General features: G+C 44.2%; 15 protein-coding genes. 7 read left to right on the top strand and 8 right to left on the bottom strand.

The features are described 5' to 3' along the window. Positions 1-550: 550 nt before the first annotated feature. Together trpD and IM509_RS03450 are read right to left on the bottom strand one after the other, a co-directional pair. Positions 551-1,585, bottom strand: coding sequence for an anthranilate phosphoribosyltransferase (trpD, locus tag IM509_RS03455; RefSeq protein WP_185237173.1), 1,035 nt, complete (start codon positions 1,583-1,585; stop codon positions 551-553). Positions 1,586-1,664: 79 nt separating this feature from the next. After that, the gene (locus tag IM509_RS03450; protein ID WP_052275721.1) at positions 1,665-2,192 is read right to left on the bottom strand and encodes a GIY-YIG nuclease family protein; all 528 of its coding nucleotides are present in this window, start codon (positions 2,190-2,192) and stop codon (positions 1,665-1,667) included. Positions 2,193-2,416: 224 nt separating this feature from the next. On the opposite strand from IM509_RS03450, the gene IM509_RS03445 reads away from it, so the two are divergent. Further along, positions 2,417-3,004 (top strand): L-threonylcarbamoyladenylate synthase, encoded by a 588-nt coding sequence (locus IM509_RS03445; RefSeq protein ID WP_052275720.1) that lies wholly within the window; start codon positions 2,417-2,419, stop codon positions 3,002-3,004. Continuing rightward, positions 2,959-3,816, top strand: coding sequence for a sensor histidine kinase (locus IM509_RS03440; RefSeq protein WP_185237507.1), 858 nt, complete (start codon positions 2,959-2,961; stop codon positions 3,814-3,816). The genes IM509_RS03445 and IM509_RS03440 overlap by 46 nt, the downstream gene beginning before the upstream one ends. Here IM509_RS03440 and IM509_RS03435 read toward each other — a convergent pair. Then, positions 3,752-4,222, bottom strand: a complete 471-nt coding sequence (locus IM509_RS03435; protein ID WP_052275718.1) for a GNAT family N-acetyltransferase — start codon at positions 4,220-4,222, stop codon at positions 3,752-3,754. The two genes, IM509_RS03440 and IM509_RS03435, sit on opposite strands and share 65 nt — an antisense overlap. 296 nt (positions 4,223-4,518) lie before the next feature. Here IM509_RS03435 and IM509_RS03430 point away from each other — a divergent pair, with 296 nt between their 5' ends. Beyond that, a complete protein-coding gene (locus IM509_RS03430; RefSeq protein WP_072923493.1) occupies positions 4,519-5,514 on the top strand; it encodes a carbohydrate kinase family protein in 996 nt (331 codons plus the stop codon). 10 nt (positions 5,515-5,524) lie between these two features. Here IM509_RS03430 and IM509_RS03425 read toward each other — a convergent pair whose 3' ends face one another. From IM509_RS03425 to lepB, 4 genes are all read right to left on the bottom strand, one after another. After that, entirely contained in the window at positions 5,525-6,595 is a 1,071-nt protein-coding gene (locus tag IM509_RS03425) for a YheT family hydrolase (protein ID WP_052275716.1), read from the bottom strand. Between the two features lie 65 nt (positions 6,596-6,660). Beyond that, positions 6,661-7,029, bottom strand: a complete 369-nt coding sequence (locus tag IM509_RS03420) for a DUF1818 family protein (RefSeq protein ID WP_052275715.1) — start codon at positions 7,027-7,029, stop codon at positions 6,661-6,663. A gap of 6 nt (positions 7,030-7,035) precedes the next feature. Then, positions 7,036-7,611: a hypothetical protein gene (locus IM509_RS03415; protein ID WP_052275714.1), complete on the bottom strand. Its 576-nt coding sequence runs from the start codon at positions 7,609-7,611 to the stop codon at positions 7,036-7,038. Positions 7,612-7,762: 151 nt separating this feature from the next. Next, positions 7,763-8,860 (bottom strand): signal peptidase I, encoded by a 1,098-nt coding sequence (gene lepB / locus IM509_RS03410; RefSeq protein ID WP_052275713.1) that lies wholly within the window; start codon positions 8,858-8,860, stop codon positions 7,763-7,765. Positions 8,861-9,096: 236 nt separating this feature from the next. Between lepB and IM509_RS03405 the strand changes: the two genes are divergently transcribed. From IM509_RS03405 to IM509_RS03395, 3 genes are all read left to right on the top strand, one after another. After that, positions 9,097-9,756 (top strand): glutathione S-transferase family protein, encoded by a 660-nt coding sequence (locus tag IM509_RS03405; RefSeq protein WP_052275712.1) that lies wholly within the window; start codon positions 9,097-9,099, stop codon positions 9,754-9,756. Next, on the top strand, positions 9,757-10,053 hold the full coding sequence (locus tag IM509_RS03400) for a hypothetical protein (RefSeq protein ID WP_002787937.1): 297 nt from the start codon (positions 9,757-9,759) through the stop codon (positions 10,051-10,053). It abuts the gene before it with no gap. Positions 10,054-10,201: 148 nt separating this feature from the next. After that, positions 10,202-10,822, top strand: coding sequence for a chorismate lyase (locus IM509_RS03395; protein WP_002767928.1), 621 nt, complete (start codon positions 10,202-10,204; stop codon positions 10,820-10,822). Between the two features lie 218 nt (positions 10,823-11,040). Here the strand turns inward: IM509_RS03395 and IM509_RS03390 are convergent, their stop codons facing one another. Further along, complete coding sequence (locus IM509_RS03390) at positions 11,041-13,080, bottom strand: hydantoinase/oxoprolinase family protein (RefSeq protein ID WP_072923488.1); 2,040 nt, start codon at positions 13,078-13,080, stop codon at positions 11,041-11,043. A gap of 84 nt (positions 13,081-13,164) precedes the next feature. Between IM509_RS03390 and IM509_RS03385 the strand changes: the two genes are divergently transcribed. Beyond that, positions 13,165-14,172, top strand: a complete 1,008-nt coding sequence (locus IM509_RS03385) for a Gfo/Idh/MocA family protein (protein WP_072923485.1) — start codon at positions 13,165-13,167, stop codon at positions 14,170-14,172. Positions 14,173-14,425 lie beyond the last annotated feature (253 nt).

The following is a 14,425-nucleotide window of genomic DNA, read 5'->3' as shown; positions in this document are numbered from 1 at the left end:
TAACTGATAACTGATAACTGATAACTGATAACTGATAACTGACTCCTAACCCAATGGTAGATGTTGTATTTTTGCAGGAGTTCTATTTTCTGACAAAGATAAGCAAAAATTATTTATTGACTGCAAAAACTTGAGAATATTTAAATTAACATTCCGCAATATTTACAAATTCTTAAGAATTAATTGAGAAAGATTTTTATTTAACAACGATGTTATCATGGTTACAGCGATTTTACTGAATTTCATAATGGGTTATTTTGTGCTTTTTTGGGCAGCAATGGTTGAAACCCTTGCCACACCTAGAAGGGTATCCTAATTGAAACGGGTAAATCAGTCAATTTCACCCATAACGATGATCTTTTTTTTATGTAGTTTTATTGCAAAAAAAAAGTTTTTTTGACAAAAAGCACAAAGTATGATACGCCGCATATTTCTGGCTGCGAGTAATTATTGCAGAGTGGGGGAGTGGGGAAGTGGGGAAGTGGGGAGATAGGGAGAATAAATAAAAGCAATCTCCTGTCTCGGAGTCTCCCGACTCCTGTGAATTGTCCTAGGCGAGAAACTTAACCAACTCCTCTAATTTTTGCCAAGCTAATCCACTGGCTAAAATCTCGCGTGCGAGGGCGAAACCGGCAGCATGGTCGCCAAAAGAGACCTTTTCTGCCACCTGTAGGGCAAGAGAGGCATTAATCGCCACAGCATCCCGTTGAGCTGGCGTTCCCCCCCCTTGCAGGACATTTTTGAGGATTTCGGCATTTTCTGGCACTTCCCCGCCTTTAAGGGCATTTAAACTGGCTCTGGGGATAGCAATTGACAAGGGATCGATTGCCGCAGAAATCACCTCGCCATTATTTAATAAAGCCATATCGGTCAGGTCTCCTAACCCCACCTCGTCGAGTTTTTCCCGGCCGTGAACAATAATCGCCTTGGGGGTTCCCATTTGTGCTAGAGCCGTGGCCATGGGGGTGAGAAATTGCCGGTCATAAACCCCGATAACTTGACCTGTGGGACGGAGAGGATTAACTAGAGGGCCCAGAAGATTAAAAACCGTGCGAACTTTCAGGGTTTTGCGGAGATTAGCCACACTTTTCAGGGCTGGATGCCAACCGGGGGCAAAAAGAAAAGTCACTCCCACCCCATCTAGGGCCGCCGCCACTTTCTCGCTAGGGGCGCTTAAATTAACCCCAAGATATTCTAAAACATCGGCCGAACCGACCTTGCTGGAGGCAGAGCGATTGCCGTGTTTAGCCACTTTTACGCCCCCGGCGGCCGCCACAAAAGCCACGGCAGTGGAAATATTAAAGGTTGAGGCCCCGTCACCGCCGGTGCCACAGGTATCGATAACGGGAGTAGTATGGGGTTTAGGGTCTTCTAAGCGAGATTGTTGCCGTAAAACTCCAGCCATTCCCGCTAATTCGGCGGCCGAGACTCCTTTTGCTTGCAAAGCCGCTAAAATCGCCCCCGATAAAACTTCCGGAATCTGGCCGTTTAACCATCCGGTCATTAATTCTTGAGCTTGGTTAAGGGAAAGGGATTTTCGATCGAGTAGTTGCTGCAGTAGGTTTGGCCAGTCTGGAGTGGTCATCGCTGTTCCATTGCTGTGGGGAGGGGGCGATATAATATCATAGCGGTTTGTCTGGGGAATCGATCGCTCCAGGTAATTTTTACTTTAAATCGAGCAAACCCTGTTCTTTTAACTTGGGATTAAAACGAATTTCCATCTGTACTCCCCGTTTTTCTAGGGTTGATAAAATATCGTTTTCTACTCGTCTGGATACCTGTTTTAATAACTTGATTTTCCCTAATTCATCAGCACTTTGAAAAATTTCTTTTTCTGTCTCAGTCATGGCTAATTTAGCATCAATTGGTTCTGTCCAGAGTTTTTCATTGCCGATTACTGCCTGACTTTCTCTTAGCCAAGCTTGTTTAATCGATTCGAGAATAGTCCGATTAGGACGCTCAATAACCTGGATTTTTAGCCAATAACAAGCTTGGGGCTGTCGGGCAAGATGTTGTTTTAAACTGAGATAAATATCACGAGAATAGCTGACAAACTCTAAAACTTGTTCTCGATCAAAAATTGCATAAACCCCGATTTTTCCCTGGAAATCAGCACAGATATTACCCGTGTCATCTAGGTAGGGAATATATTCTAATTGTTTGAGATTAGCAAAAGTATCAGGCTCATTCATAATTAACTGTCGATAATTGGTTGGAGATAAGTCGGTAGGTGTTAAAAACTTTCAGATACCCCGCTGATCAAGTAGGTTGATTCAAGGTAGGGTTGATTCAAGGTAGGGTTGATTCAAGGTAGGGTTGATTCAAGGTAGGGTTGATTCATGAATCAACCCTACCCGTTTAAAATTGTACCAAAAAGTTTTAGGCTAAATTAGTCCCCAAAAATGATCAATTCTCAATGCCTACTGCTTCTCTTAACGAAATTGTTCACGCGGCCCTCAGTGGTCAAGTGGTTTCTTTTCCCACGGATACAGTTCCCGCTTTAGCGGTTTCTCCCCCCTATGCTGCCTTAGTTTTTGCCGCTAAAAAACGGACTTTTGATAAACCTTTAATTCTCATGGCGGCCTCAGCATCAGATTTATGGGATTATGTCAAGGGAAATCAGGAAGAAAGGGAGATTTGGCGGCAAATGACCGAAAAACACTGGCCCGGCTCCCTAACTTTGGTTTTACCTGCTTCTGAAAAAGTACCAAAAGTTCTTAACCCTAAGGATCCTAGCACGATTGGTATCCGAGTTCCCGCTCATGCGATCGCAAGAGAAATTCTCGGTCGAACTGGTGTTTTAGCGACCACAAGTGCTAATCTGTCAGGACAAGAGCCTTTATTAACTCCAGAAGCGATTATGACTACTTTTCCCTCGGTAACGGTGTTAGCTCCCACAGAAAGGCAAGCATGGGGAATAATCAATAGTGGACAACCCTCCACCGTCGCGCGTTGGCAATGTCAAAGATGGGATATCTTACGACAAGGGGCAGTTTTTCTGTAAATATGGACGATATTGACGCTTTAAAACGGGAATTACAGCAAACTCGCCTCGCTTATCAGATGGCTGTGGCAATTAATCACCTCAAAAGCAGTTTTTTGGGACGGGTTGCCCACGAATTGCGATCGCCATTAAGCAGTATGATCAGTCTCCATCAAATGATTCTCGCCGATCTTTGCGAAAGTCCGGCCGAAGAAAGGGAATTTATCGCCCAGGGGCAACTGGCGGGCCGTAAACTGATGGCAATGCTCGATGAGATGATTAATCTCTCCAAACTAGAGTCGGGTACTATACCTCTGGAGGGAGAAATTTTTTCTTTAACTAAACTCTGGGAAGATTGGGCAAGTTTAACCTATTTACAGGCAGCTAATCGCAATATTAAGCTTAAATTTAGCCCTTTAACCGATGATATTGCTATTATTGCCGATTATCAGCGTTTATCCTCCGCTCTTGTCCTTCTCGTCGATGCAGTGATCACCAACTTAGCGAGCGGCTCTATTTGTATATCGGTAAGCGCCCTTGGCGAGAAAAAAGTCACCATTACCCTAGAATTTCCCAGGGAAATCGCTCTCTGGCAAATGCCAGAAATTTCTCCTTTGAGTTTAGAATCAAAGCCAGAAGAAGTCAAACAATTTACTCAAGCTCTCGGTCTTTCTCCCGGTCTTAAATTCCAGTTAGCGAAGGGAATTATCGAAGTATCGGGGGGGGAAATGAGCTTAGATCAAATCAATAACAATAGTCAGGACAAGCTCACACGGATCGTTTTTTCTTTACCTCGATCGCCGGACAGGAAAACTCCTCGGGATAACGATTAAATAATACCATCGTCGTCATGGCGTTGCTTTGGAAACCAATGCGCTGGTAAAATTGTTGTTGGTTAGTAGTCATCAAATAGACTCTTTCCACCCGATTCATCCGGGGATGGGCTAAAACTGTTTCTACTAATTTACGCCCTAAACCCGCTCCCTGATAATCGGGATGAACGATCACATCCCAAATAGTGGCCCGATAAATGCCGTCAGAAGTAGCCCGAGCAAAACCAATTAATTGCCGCTCATTCCACACCGTCACCACCGGATCACTATAGTCAATTGCGGTTTCTAAATCTTCTAAACGGCGATCTATTGCCCAAAATGCGGTTAAATTAAATAATTCTCGTAGTTGCAATAAATCTATCTTGCTTTTATCCTCGTCAAACTGAATCTGACTACAATCAATCATGATATTTCCTTAGTCTAAGACTAAAAAACAGGGGAAGATATTTGGGCGAGAAAAAGGATTCACGCTCCCTCAGGCTAATCTACGAGCAATTTACCCTTATCTATGTATTTTATTATACTAAATGCCTAAGATAATCTCTAGTTGATTTATCGTCATTTCTTGACAAGTCAGGATTCAGGATTCAGGAGTCGGTCGTCAGGAGGAGATAGGGTGATAGGGTTTTGGGGTGATAGGGTTGAGACAGCTTCCCCACTTCCCCATTACCCCACTTCCCCATTACCCCACTTCCCACAGCAATGCTTAACAATCAAAGATCTTCGCCAGTGTCTGTCATTTGTTTAGGGGAAATCCTCTCTGATCTAATTGCCGATCAAAGCGATTGCGCTATGGAGCAAGTGACTTCTTGGACAACCTACGCGGGGGGTGCGCCGGCAAACGTGGCCTGTGGATTGCGAAAATTGGGCATAAATTCGGCTTTTATCGGTTGTGTGGGCAAAGATCAACGAGGGGAACAGTTAATCGCCTTGCTAGACGCTCTCGGAGTCGATACCACTGGTGTACAGTATCATGCCACCCTACCCACCCGACAAGTTTATGTCACCCGCGATGCTGGGGGAGACAGACATTTTGCGGGTTTTGGCGGCATTAAAACGACGGATTTTGCCGATACTGCCCTTAATGCTGACCTATTGCCCGAAAATCTCTGGAAAAATGCCGATTATCTAGTGATGGGAACCCTAGGGTTAGCCTATCCCCCGGCGAGAGCTGCGATGATGCGCGCCCTCGAATTGGCTAAAATTTACGGGGTGAAAGTATTGGTCGATATCAACTGGCGACCGGTTTTTTGGCCTAATCTTGAGGCTGCCCCTGATATCATTCGAGATTTTATTGCCCAGGCCGATTTGCTCAAATGTAGCGAGGAAGAAGCAGCATGGTTATTTGGCACTGATACCCCCGGAGAAATATCATCACAATACCCCAATTTAGGGGCAATTCTGGTTACTGGCGGCGCAAAAGGTTGTAAATATCATTTAGGCGAAAATAGCGGTGCTGTCGAGGCTTTTTCTGGGGAGGTAGTGGATACAACTGGGGCAGGGGATGGCTTTGTGGCGGGTTTTTTGGCTCGTGCTGGTCTGGGAGGCGATCAAATCGAGGAAAATGCCGATTTAGCCCGTAATGCGGTGATTTATGCCTGTGCGGTGGGGGCAATGGTGACAAGAAGAGCAGGAGCGATCGCATCTCAACCGACTCGGGAACAGGTGGAGGAGTTTCTAGCGGCCTTTGACTCCTAGAAATTAGCCCTTATTTGCCAGTTTTTTGGTCAAACCAGTCTAAAACCCGATTCCATGCCCACCAGCGATCGCTATCGCCCCACTGACGCTGACAGGATAAACTGCTGATATAACCCACATGACCGCCATGGTTGGTTAAAAGTAGATCCACATGGGGATTATCGGCGATCGCTGCTTGCAGATCGGGAATAACTGCGGGGGAAAAGAGGGGATCATCGGCTGCGTAGAGGATAAAAGTGGGTTTAGTTAAATAGGGTTGAAAGGGCAAGGGACTACTAGCGGCATAATAGTCAAAAACTGTCTCAAATCCTAGCTTTTTAATCACTAATTCTCGATCGAATCCGGCAATCGTGGTGGCGCGAGTAATTGCTTGGGGATCGATATGATCAGGATGAGCTTTATGGATGCGTTTGGCTAACTTGCGTAGTTCCCCGGCGATCGCTTTTTCCAGATGTTTCCCCCAGGTATCCCGAACGAGATAGGATAAAGAACGATTAGAGTCTAAATTAGGACAAATTACCGCACCGCCGCCGATATGGGTGGGATCTATCCCCATATCTTCCTGATTCTCTGCCGATTTAATTCCCCAGAGGGCTAATTGTCCCCCCAGAGAGTAACCCGTGAACCAAAAAGGGGCAGGACAGCCCATTTTTTGAGCTTGGGCGGCAATATGAAGGAAATCTAGCCCTTCATAGATGCCATCAGAGGTGAGAGTCGGGGATAATTCGGCTGTCTTACCGTGGGCCCGCCAATCGAAGAGGACGACCGCGTAGTTTCTCGCTACGGCTTTTCTGCCTAAAATCCTTAAAAACCATTGATTATCTAAGTCTCCCGTGATGCCGTAGGTGCCGATAATGGTTCCTTTCGCTTGCGGGGGAATGGAAAAAATCCCGTAGATGGGGACGGCATTAGCCCCGGTGAAAATGGTTTCTTGATAGACTGGTTCGGGAATAGCGATCGTATTTTGCCAGGTTTCTCGCGCTTTTAGGGCCACATAGAGAGTCATGGCAAAACCGTTTTTCAGCAATGGGGGCGGAGTGTAGGTGAGATTATCGGTCCTCGTCCTCGGATGGGCAATCATGGCAGCACAGGGGATTCAAAAAGTCAAGAGGGGGAGACAAAAATTAACTTATGCCCACCGCTTTCTTAAAAATTGTAAAGCAAATTGTCCCAAGCAGCGAGCAACTCTGGCAGGGCAGCGGCCGACCAATTGCCCTCACAACTGCGACCTTGATAGAGAATCAATCGCAGGGAATAATTATCGGGAAATCCTGTCGCTTCTAACCATAAAAGCTCGCTTTCCGCTTCACAAGCAATACTTTCTTCATCCATTAATTCTGTGGCTATGGAAGCCATAGTCGCAGTCAATTGTGATAGTAACCGACGCAAATCCTGCCACTCGGCCTCGGTTAATTCGATCGCCCAATCATCACCACCAATTAATCCTTTATAAACGGTTGCCGTAGGATTCCAACCGAGTCGCCAACCCGAACCATATTTGAGAATTTTTTCCATAATTTTCTAGAATTTTAATAGGTCGGCATCTCCCGGTTTTGATAATGATGGACGACGGGGAGAAGGACGAGGAGAAGGACTAGGATTGGGGGTTTCTTGGGGAAGAATAGCGGGGTTATAAATTTCGACTAAAAGAGTTACTAACTGCTGCCGTTGACGACGATTAAGACTGTTAATCGCTTTGATATCGGCAGTCATGGGATTAACGGTAAGGGTTGCTTGTCCGGGATAGTTTTCTTCGCTGATTTTCTCGTTTACTCCTAGATAATCTCCTAGGGTTAATTGCCAATCAAAACGGATGAGAGTAAATCTTTTTTTGGTATCTTGATGATAACGAAGAAAGCGACTTATTAGGGTATTATTCGGATCGATCGCTCCTGTGTCTCGACGGGTATAGTTGTTTTCTTTCGGTAAATCTGGCATTGCTTGATAAATTTGTTGAGCAACTGTTTCGGGTCGTTGAATTTGGCTCATCCCAGTGGATTGCCAGGATAACCACCAGAAAAATATCCCTATTCCTAGCCAGAATATTAATAATATTATTCGCTGAATTTTAAGCTTTTGAGGGAATTTTAAGAGCATATTAAGCAAGAAAAGATTGGAGTTAGTTATCTAGGAACAGTGGGGATTTTTCAGTAACATTTCAAGAGGTTGGGAATGTTATAATCATCTAACAATACCCCAACTCATCTAACTGTAACACCTAGGCTCAAAGTTACCCCAGTCATCCCCATCATAGCAAAGACTGGACACGATCGAGAGGCCAGTAAACTTTATAGGCTTGACCAACGATATAACTTTCTGGCAAAAAACCCCAAGCATGGGAATCAAAACTATGGTTACGATTATCTCCCAAAACAAACAGGGTTTTTGGGGGTACAGTCATAAATTCTATTTCATAATTGGCTAACTCGGCGGTGTAGGTTTCCTCGATAACTTGCCGGTTGAGATAAACTTTACCCCTGCGGATTTCAATGGTATCCCCGGGAATAGCGATGACTCGTTTGATAAAAAAATCTCCCGAATTAGGCTCTAGTTGCTTAATTTTTTCGGGAGTTCTAAAAACAATTATATCGCCTCTTTCCGCTTGATAATTACTGGATTGACTGACGAAAACGCGATCACCTACTGCGAGGGTAGGCAGCATGGATTCGCTAGGAATCTCGAAAAATTCTATTTTTTGATGTAACCAATCGGGAAAATAATTACAGATAATTCCCCAAGTAAAAATTGCTGCCACCATCAGCGCCAAAATGGAACGATAGGTGTGACGATGGGGATGGAATTGATGGGGGAAAGTGTGATAAACATGATAAATAGCGATCGCTGTAATTAAAGGCGCAAGAAAGAGGATATTAGCAAAAAAATCAGCCATTTTCAGGCTAATCTGGGATATAGTCAGAAAAATTATCCCTAAGCTCACCTTATCAGCGTACAATTGCCCCAAACCTGGCATAATCCGGTTAGCGAAGACGGCAAACCATGGGTTTTTTTGTTTCCGGGGAATTTTCTCTAAGCTGTTATTCTGTCTGGAATAATAAACACTCCAGTGAGCGTCAAAAATATTGCTAACGTAAAGGACAACCAGAGCAACTATTCCCCCTAATCCCCAGCTTACAGGGCCATTGGGACTAAAAATTGACCAAATTGTTACAATTATTAATATTACTTGAGCGATCGCCCAAATGGTTGCTTTTTGGTTTTTGTTAGCATACCATTGTCCCAAGCCGGGGAAGAACATCGAGAGATTGACAGCTAACCAGGGATCTTTTGCCAGTGAATTAGTCGCATCAGGAGGAGAAACAGCCGAAAAAAGGGGGGGTTTGCTCATAGTATAGACCTATTGCCAATTCAGTAAACAGTAAACAGTAAATAGTAATCAGTGAACAGTGATCAGTGAACAGTGATCAGTGAAAACATATTAGGAATAATACTGCTCGCTTAATACATACTGCTCACTTAAAACTCAAATCTGATAACTGATAACTGATAACTGATAACTGATAACTGATAACTGGTAACTGATAACTGATAACTGATAACTAATATAGCAATCAACAACAATTAATGCTCTTACTGCAATTTAGCACCTCTCATTACTGTCGCAAAGCTCGTTTAGCTCTAGGTTATAAGGGGATTGATTACCAAGTAGAAAATCTCACCCCCGGACTACATATTCTCAAACTCAGTCCCCTAACCAAAGGGTTAACCACTGTCCCCGTTTTAATGGCAGCAGATGAGATTATTGCCGATTCTACTGCCATTTTAAAATATTTAGAAAAAGTAGTTCCTTTCCCCTCTTTTATTCCCGCTGGGGAAAAGGAGAAAAATCAAGCTTGGTTACTAGAGGATTGGTTAGATGAAAGTATTGGAGTAGCGACTAGATTTGTCTATTATAATTATCGCGCCGGAGAGGGAAAAGCGATCGATCCTTCCCTGAGTAGTCAAATAATTATTAATATCGTGCGACAACAATATAAAATCACCCCAGCCAGGGTAAAACTAGCGGAGGAGCGGCTAGAAAATGCCCTCAAGATTCTAGAATATTGGCAAAATCAGGCCTATTTGGTGGGAGATAAATTAAGTGTAGCCGATATTGCCGCCACTGCCCTACTCAGTCCTCTGGCTCTAATTCCCAGTTATCGTCAAAAATATCCCTGGTTGTTTGCTAGAATCGGGGAAATTCATCAACAGTGTCGAGAAAAATTGCCCCCTGGTTTAAATTAAATGCAGCGAACGACCAAAATTATCATCCTCATCTCGATCGGTTTCTTATCGCCCCTAAAAGCCCTTGCTTTGCCCGCTCCTGAAGATATTCCCGAAGAAGTTTTACGAGCAGAAATTATCACTTCGGCTCGATCGCCCTTGGATAATCAACCCCTAAATGCGGCAGAATATGCCTTACTAGAAGAACAATTAGCCACTAGCATTTATCCACCCCAAATCAATCCCAAGATTCGACAATTAATTGCCCTGAGAAGATTACAAAAACTCCTACAGATATTCATACCTTTCTATCGTTAAGATCAAAATAGCCGATCTCCTTTGGCGAGAGTGCCTATGCTAACCAAAAAGTTAGAGAGGATTGGAGCAAGGCGATCGCTTTTATCACCAGCAGACAAAAATCCCGTGTTATGATTAATGAAAAAATCATAAAGTTTTGTAACAAACCTTGACTGCTATCCTCCACCCCCAAGAAAAACCCCTGCTTAATCGTCCTTGGTACTCCCTGTCCCCTCTCTGGCAAGGAGACGAAACCGATGTGAAACAAGGTTTACCCCATAGCCAACTCGCGCCTCCTTGGCAGATTTTAATTCTCGGCGATGGTTCTCCCACCCGTCATTTACAACTTTTAACTGGTGAAAAAACGGAGGTGGATGTGATCGATATGTCCCCCATCGGCGACGATGAGGATGGCGCACCGATGAAAATTAGCCTGATTCCAGGACCGAGATTGCGTCGTCAAGTCTGGTTACGCACAGCTAGTGGTCAAAGGTTAGCCTATGCCGCTTCTTGGTGGTCTGCCAATCAAGTGGACGAATATCTAGAAAATCGTTCCCTACCGATTTGGGAAAGTCTCTCGCGGCTGCACACGGAATTGTATCGCGATGTGCAGGGACTTTATTACGGTCATTCCCCGGAATTAGAAATAGCTTTTGGGGAAAAAGGAGCATTTTGGGGTCGTCATTACCTATTTTGGCACGCTCGCCAACCCCTTACCCTGATTTACGAGGTTTTTTCTCCCTGTCTCCGTAAATACCTCGGCGAAATGAGAATTGATCAATTAGGATAACTGCTGTAGATATTTCTAAGTAGGGCTGGCTGAATAAATCTAAAAACCTTGTTGGATAATATCTTTAGGCTTTTTTGAAATCAAAAAGTGGGGGAAATTTAGGCACTTTTTCCCTGAAAATTAGGTAATTGGCCACCTCAAAACTGGTAAAACCCCACACCCCACACCCCACACCCCACACCCTACCCCCACGAAAAACTTTTTGCCGCAAACCCTAGTTAAGCTTTGGAGAGAATTAAATGATTTTTCTCCGTTAATTTGGCCGTCCAACCCGGTTCAATCACAATCGTGCTAATTTTTTCGATAATAATTGCGGGTCCTGGCAGACAATCAAAAGGTTGCAGATCTGAACGCTGATAAATTGGCGTTTCCCGCCATTGATTAGCCAGAAAAACCGCTACTCGATCGAGGATAGGAGGTAATTCTCCCATCGGACGGGTGCGAGTTAAAATTGCTTCTTGGGGACTGTCCATAGTCTCGATCAATTCCACGGCGATGGACTCAACAATTAAAGCTTTTTGTTCTTGTTTAAACCCATAACGTCTTTGATGTTCCCGTTCAAAATCCTGACGCATTTGATCGCTAAAATTAACCGCTAAAGTGGCATCACTGCCTTGATATTTTAAACTGACTTGCTGCCGCACCTGATTATAACCCTCTAATTCCCGACCTGCTAAAACTTCTAATTCGTTCATTTCCGTGAGTAACTGCCCGATTAAATCAGCATTTAACGGCTGTTCGATCGCTTTTTCTTTAATTACCCTCAAATCGGCCAAACCCATGCCGTAGGCGCTTAAAACCCCGGCGTAGGGATGGAGAAAAATGCTTTTCATTCCCAGAGTATCGGCAATTAAACAGGCCACTTGACCCCCGGCACCGCCAAAGGTACAAAGAGTATAATCACTGAGATCATAACCCTTTTGCAGAGAGATTTTTTTAATCGCATTAGCCATATTTTCCACGGCAATTTGAATAAACCCCGCAGCCAGCAGTTCAGGACTATTATTACCCCCCATTGTTGCCGCTAATTCGTGAAACTTTGTCAGCACAATCTCTCTATCTAGGGGTAAATTTCCCTCTTGTCCAAAAATAGCGGGAAAATAGGCAGCTTGAATTTTTCCTAACAAAACATTAGCATCGGTAATTGTTAATAGTCCACCCCGTCGATAACAGGCAGGTCCCGGATTAGCTCCGGCACTTTCCGGTCCGACTCGAAAACGATAACCATCATAGACTAAAATCGAACCCCCACCAGCTGCCACGGTGTGAATACTTAACATCGGCGCTCGCATTCTTACGCCGGCAATTTCGTTATCTGTTTGCCGCTCATATTCCCCTTGAAAATGAGAAACATCGGTGCTAGTTCCTCCCATATCAAAACTGATAATTTTGCTAAATCCCGCCCTTAAACTGGTTTGTACTGCCCCGACTATTCCCCCCGCAGGACCAGATAAAATGCTATCTTTACCCTGAAATTTATCGGCGGTGACTAAACCGCCATCGGATTTCATAAATAACAAGCTAGTCTTCGGTAATTGCTGGCTAATACTATCAACATAGCGGCGTAAAATTGGCGATAAATAGGCAGAAACTACTGTGGTATCTCCCCGGGATACCAGTTTCATTAAAGGACTGACTTGATGGGAAATAGCTAGATGAGTAAAGCCGATTTCTTCGGCAATGGCTGCCACTTGTTTTTCGTGGTCGGGATAACGATAACTGTGCATAAAAACAATCGCACAACTTCGGATACCCGCTTGATAAACTGGTATTAAATCGGCTTTAACTTGGGCGGGATTAACGGCGATTAATTCTTGTCCTTGACGATCGTAGCGTTCGGCCACTTCGATAACTTGTTCGTATAATAAAGAAGGAAGAATAATTTGACGTGCAAAAATATCGGGGCGATTTTGATAGCCAATTCTCAAGGCATCTTTAAACCCTTTGGTGATTAACAAAACCGTGCGCTCTCCCTTTCTTTCTAACAGCGCATTGGTGGCTACCGTTGTTCCCATTTTAATCACTTCGATGTTATCTAGGGAACCGCTAATATCTTTGATCCCTTGAATGACTGCATCTGGGTATTTTTCGGGATTTTCCGAGAGCAGTTTATAGAGAACAATCCACTGTTGATCGGCAAGGGGAACAATCAGAAATCTAGCGGCATCTCTAGCTAGTCGTTCAATAATTTCTGGTCGATCGATTATCGCCACGATATCGGTAAAAGTTCCCCCTCGATCGATAAAAAATTTTAACATAATCCCTTCCAGTTCTCAGAATCAATTAACAATTGTGCCTAATCCTTTTAAAATAAACTAGATTGATTTATCTGAGTAAGCAAAATGTCCACAGGAATCGCTATTTTAGGGGTAGGACGTTGGGGAGTGCATTACGTCCGTCATTTTTCTCAACATCCCTCAGCACAAGTAGTGGCAATCGTTGACTCCTCTCCTGAAAAACTCCGTCTCTGTCGCGATCAATTTAATATCGATACTAATAAGGTTATTTTAGCCAATGACTGGGAATCTATTCGCAATCATCCCGAAATCTCAGCCGTAGTCGTTGTTACTCCTGCCATCAGCCATTATCCCCTGATTAAAGATGCTCTTAATTTAGGTTATCACGTCCTCGCCGAAAAACCCTTAACCCTCAATCCCCAAGAATGTGCCGAATTAACGGCATTAGCGGCGCAAAAACAGCGTATTTTATTAGTTGATCATACCTATCTTTTTCATCCCGCCGTTATCACTGGACAAAAAGTCCTGCAATCCGGTGGCATCGGTAAACCTCTTTATGGTTATGCCACTCGCACTCACCTGGGTCCGGTTCGTCAGGATGTGTCCGCTTTGTGGGATCTAGCTATTCACGATATCTCGATTTTTAATCATTGGCTAAATAGTACACCCGTATTGATTCAGGCGAGGGGAACCTTCTGGCTACAACCTAATCTAGCCGATTTAGTCTGGTTAACCCTGATCTATGGCGATGGTTTTCAAGCGACTATTCACCTTTGTTGGTTGAATCCCGATAAACAGCGACGCTTAGGGATAGTTGGCAGCGAAGGGACTTTAATTTTCAATGAATTAGACTCTCGAGCGCCTTTAACCCGACAAAAGGGCTATTTTGAACGTCAGGAAGCCTATTTTATTCCCCGGGGACAGGAGACGGAATCTATCCCTATTGCCGATGGTGAACCCCTAAAAGCATTGTGCGAACATTTTTTAGAGTCGGTGGCTACGGGTGTCAATTCTCCTGTATCTTCGGGATCGGTAGGGACCCAATTAGTCAAAATCCTCCAGGCAGCAGAATTATCTCTAGCCAGAGGTGGAGAGATTGTGCGCTTAGAATAGGGAAAAATGGGGTTGATAAGCTGTTGACTATCTAAATCACTCGTTAAGACTGCACCGGGGTTGAGAGCAGGGAAACGAGCGATCGCTGTCTGCTTAGTCGATGTGTTCGGCAATTCAAGGGGTGACAAGGCGACTAAAAGGCTTGCTGGATAAGGCGCATAGCCGTTAGACCCCTAGAAAAATCGGGGTGTTTTCCTGGCTTGAGGCGGATCAAAGAAAAGGCGAGTTCCGAGTACGCGTCCATCGACTCGAT

It is taken from the genome of Microcystis sp. M31BS1 (assembly GCF_020245285.1).
Lineage (GTDB): Bacteria > Cyanobacteriota > Cyanobacteriia > Cyanobacteriales > Microcystaceae > Microcystis > Microcystis panniformis.
This window is presented reverse-complemented; position numbering and strand designations above follow the sequence as displayed.

What these genes read in the sequence shown, in the direction of transcription:
- IM509_RS03420 (WP_052275715.1), bottom strand. Translation starts at nt 7,029, where the DNA reads ATGGAAAAAATTCTCAAATATGGTTCGGGTTGGCGACTCGGTTGGAAT.
- IM509_RS03430 (WP_072923493.1), top strand. Translation starts at nt 4,519, where the DNA reads ATGCTTAACAATCAAAGATCTTCGCCAGTGTCTGTCATTTGTTTAGGG.
- IM509_RS03435 (WP_052275718.1), bottom strand. Translation starts at nt 4,222, where the DNA reads ATGATTGATTGTAGTCAGATTCAGTTTGACGAGGATAAAAGCAAGATA.
- lepB (WP_052275713.1), bottom strand. Translation starts at nt 8,860, where the DNA reads ATGAGCAAACCCCCCCTTTTTTCGGCTGTTTCTCCTCCTGATGCGACT.
- IM509_RS03405 (WP_052275712.1), top strand. Translation starts at nt 9,097, where the DNA reads ATGCTCTTACTGCAATTTAGCACCTCTCATTACTGTCGCAAAGCTCGT.
- IM509_RS03440 (WP_185237507.1), top strand. Translation starts at nt 2,959, where the DNA reads ATGTCAAAGATGGGATATCTTACGACAAGGGGCAGTTTTTCTGTAAAT.
- IM509_RS03445 (WP_052275720.1), top strand. Translation starts at nt 2,417, where the DNA reads ATGCCTACTGCTTCTCTTAACGAAATTGTTCACGCGGCCCTCAGTGGT.
- IM509_RS03385 (WP_072923485.1), top strand. Translation starts at nt 13,165, where the DNA reads ATGTCCACAGGAATCGCTATTTTAGGGGTAGGACGTTGGGGAGTGCAT.
- trpD (WP_185237173.1), bottom strand. Translation starts at nt 1,585, where the DNA reads ATGACCACTCCAGACTGGCCAAACCTACTGCAGCAACTACTCGATCGA.
- IM509_RS03415 (WP_052275714.1), bottom strand. Translation starts at nt 7,611, where the DNA reads ATGCTCTTAAAATTCCCTCAAAAGCTTAAAATTCAGCGAATAATATTA.
- IM509_RS03400 (WP_002787937.1), top strand. Translation starts at nt 9,757, where the DNA reads ATGCAGCGAACGACCAAAATTATCATCCTCATCTCGATCGGTTTCTTA.
- IM509_RS03390 (WP_072923488.1), bottom strand. Translation starts at nt 13,080, where the DNA reads ATGTTAAAATTTTTTATCGATCGAGGGGGAACTTTTACCGATATCGTG.
- IM509_RS03450 (WP_052275721.1), bottom strand. Translation starts at nt 2,192, where the DNA reads ATGAATGAGCCTGATACTTTTGCTAATCTCAAACAATTAGAATATATT.
- IM509_RS03425 (WP_052275716.1), bottom strand. Translation starts at nt 6,595, where the DNA reads ATGATTGCCCATCCGAGGACGAGGACCGATAATCTCACCTACACTCCG.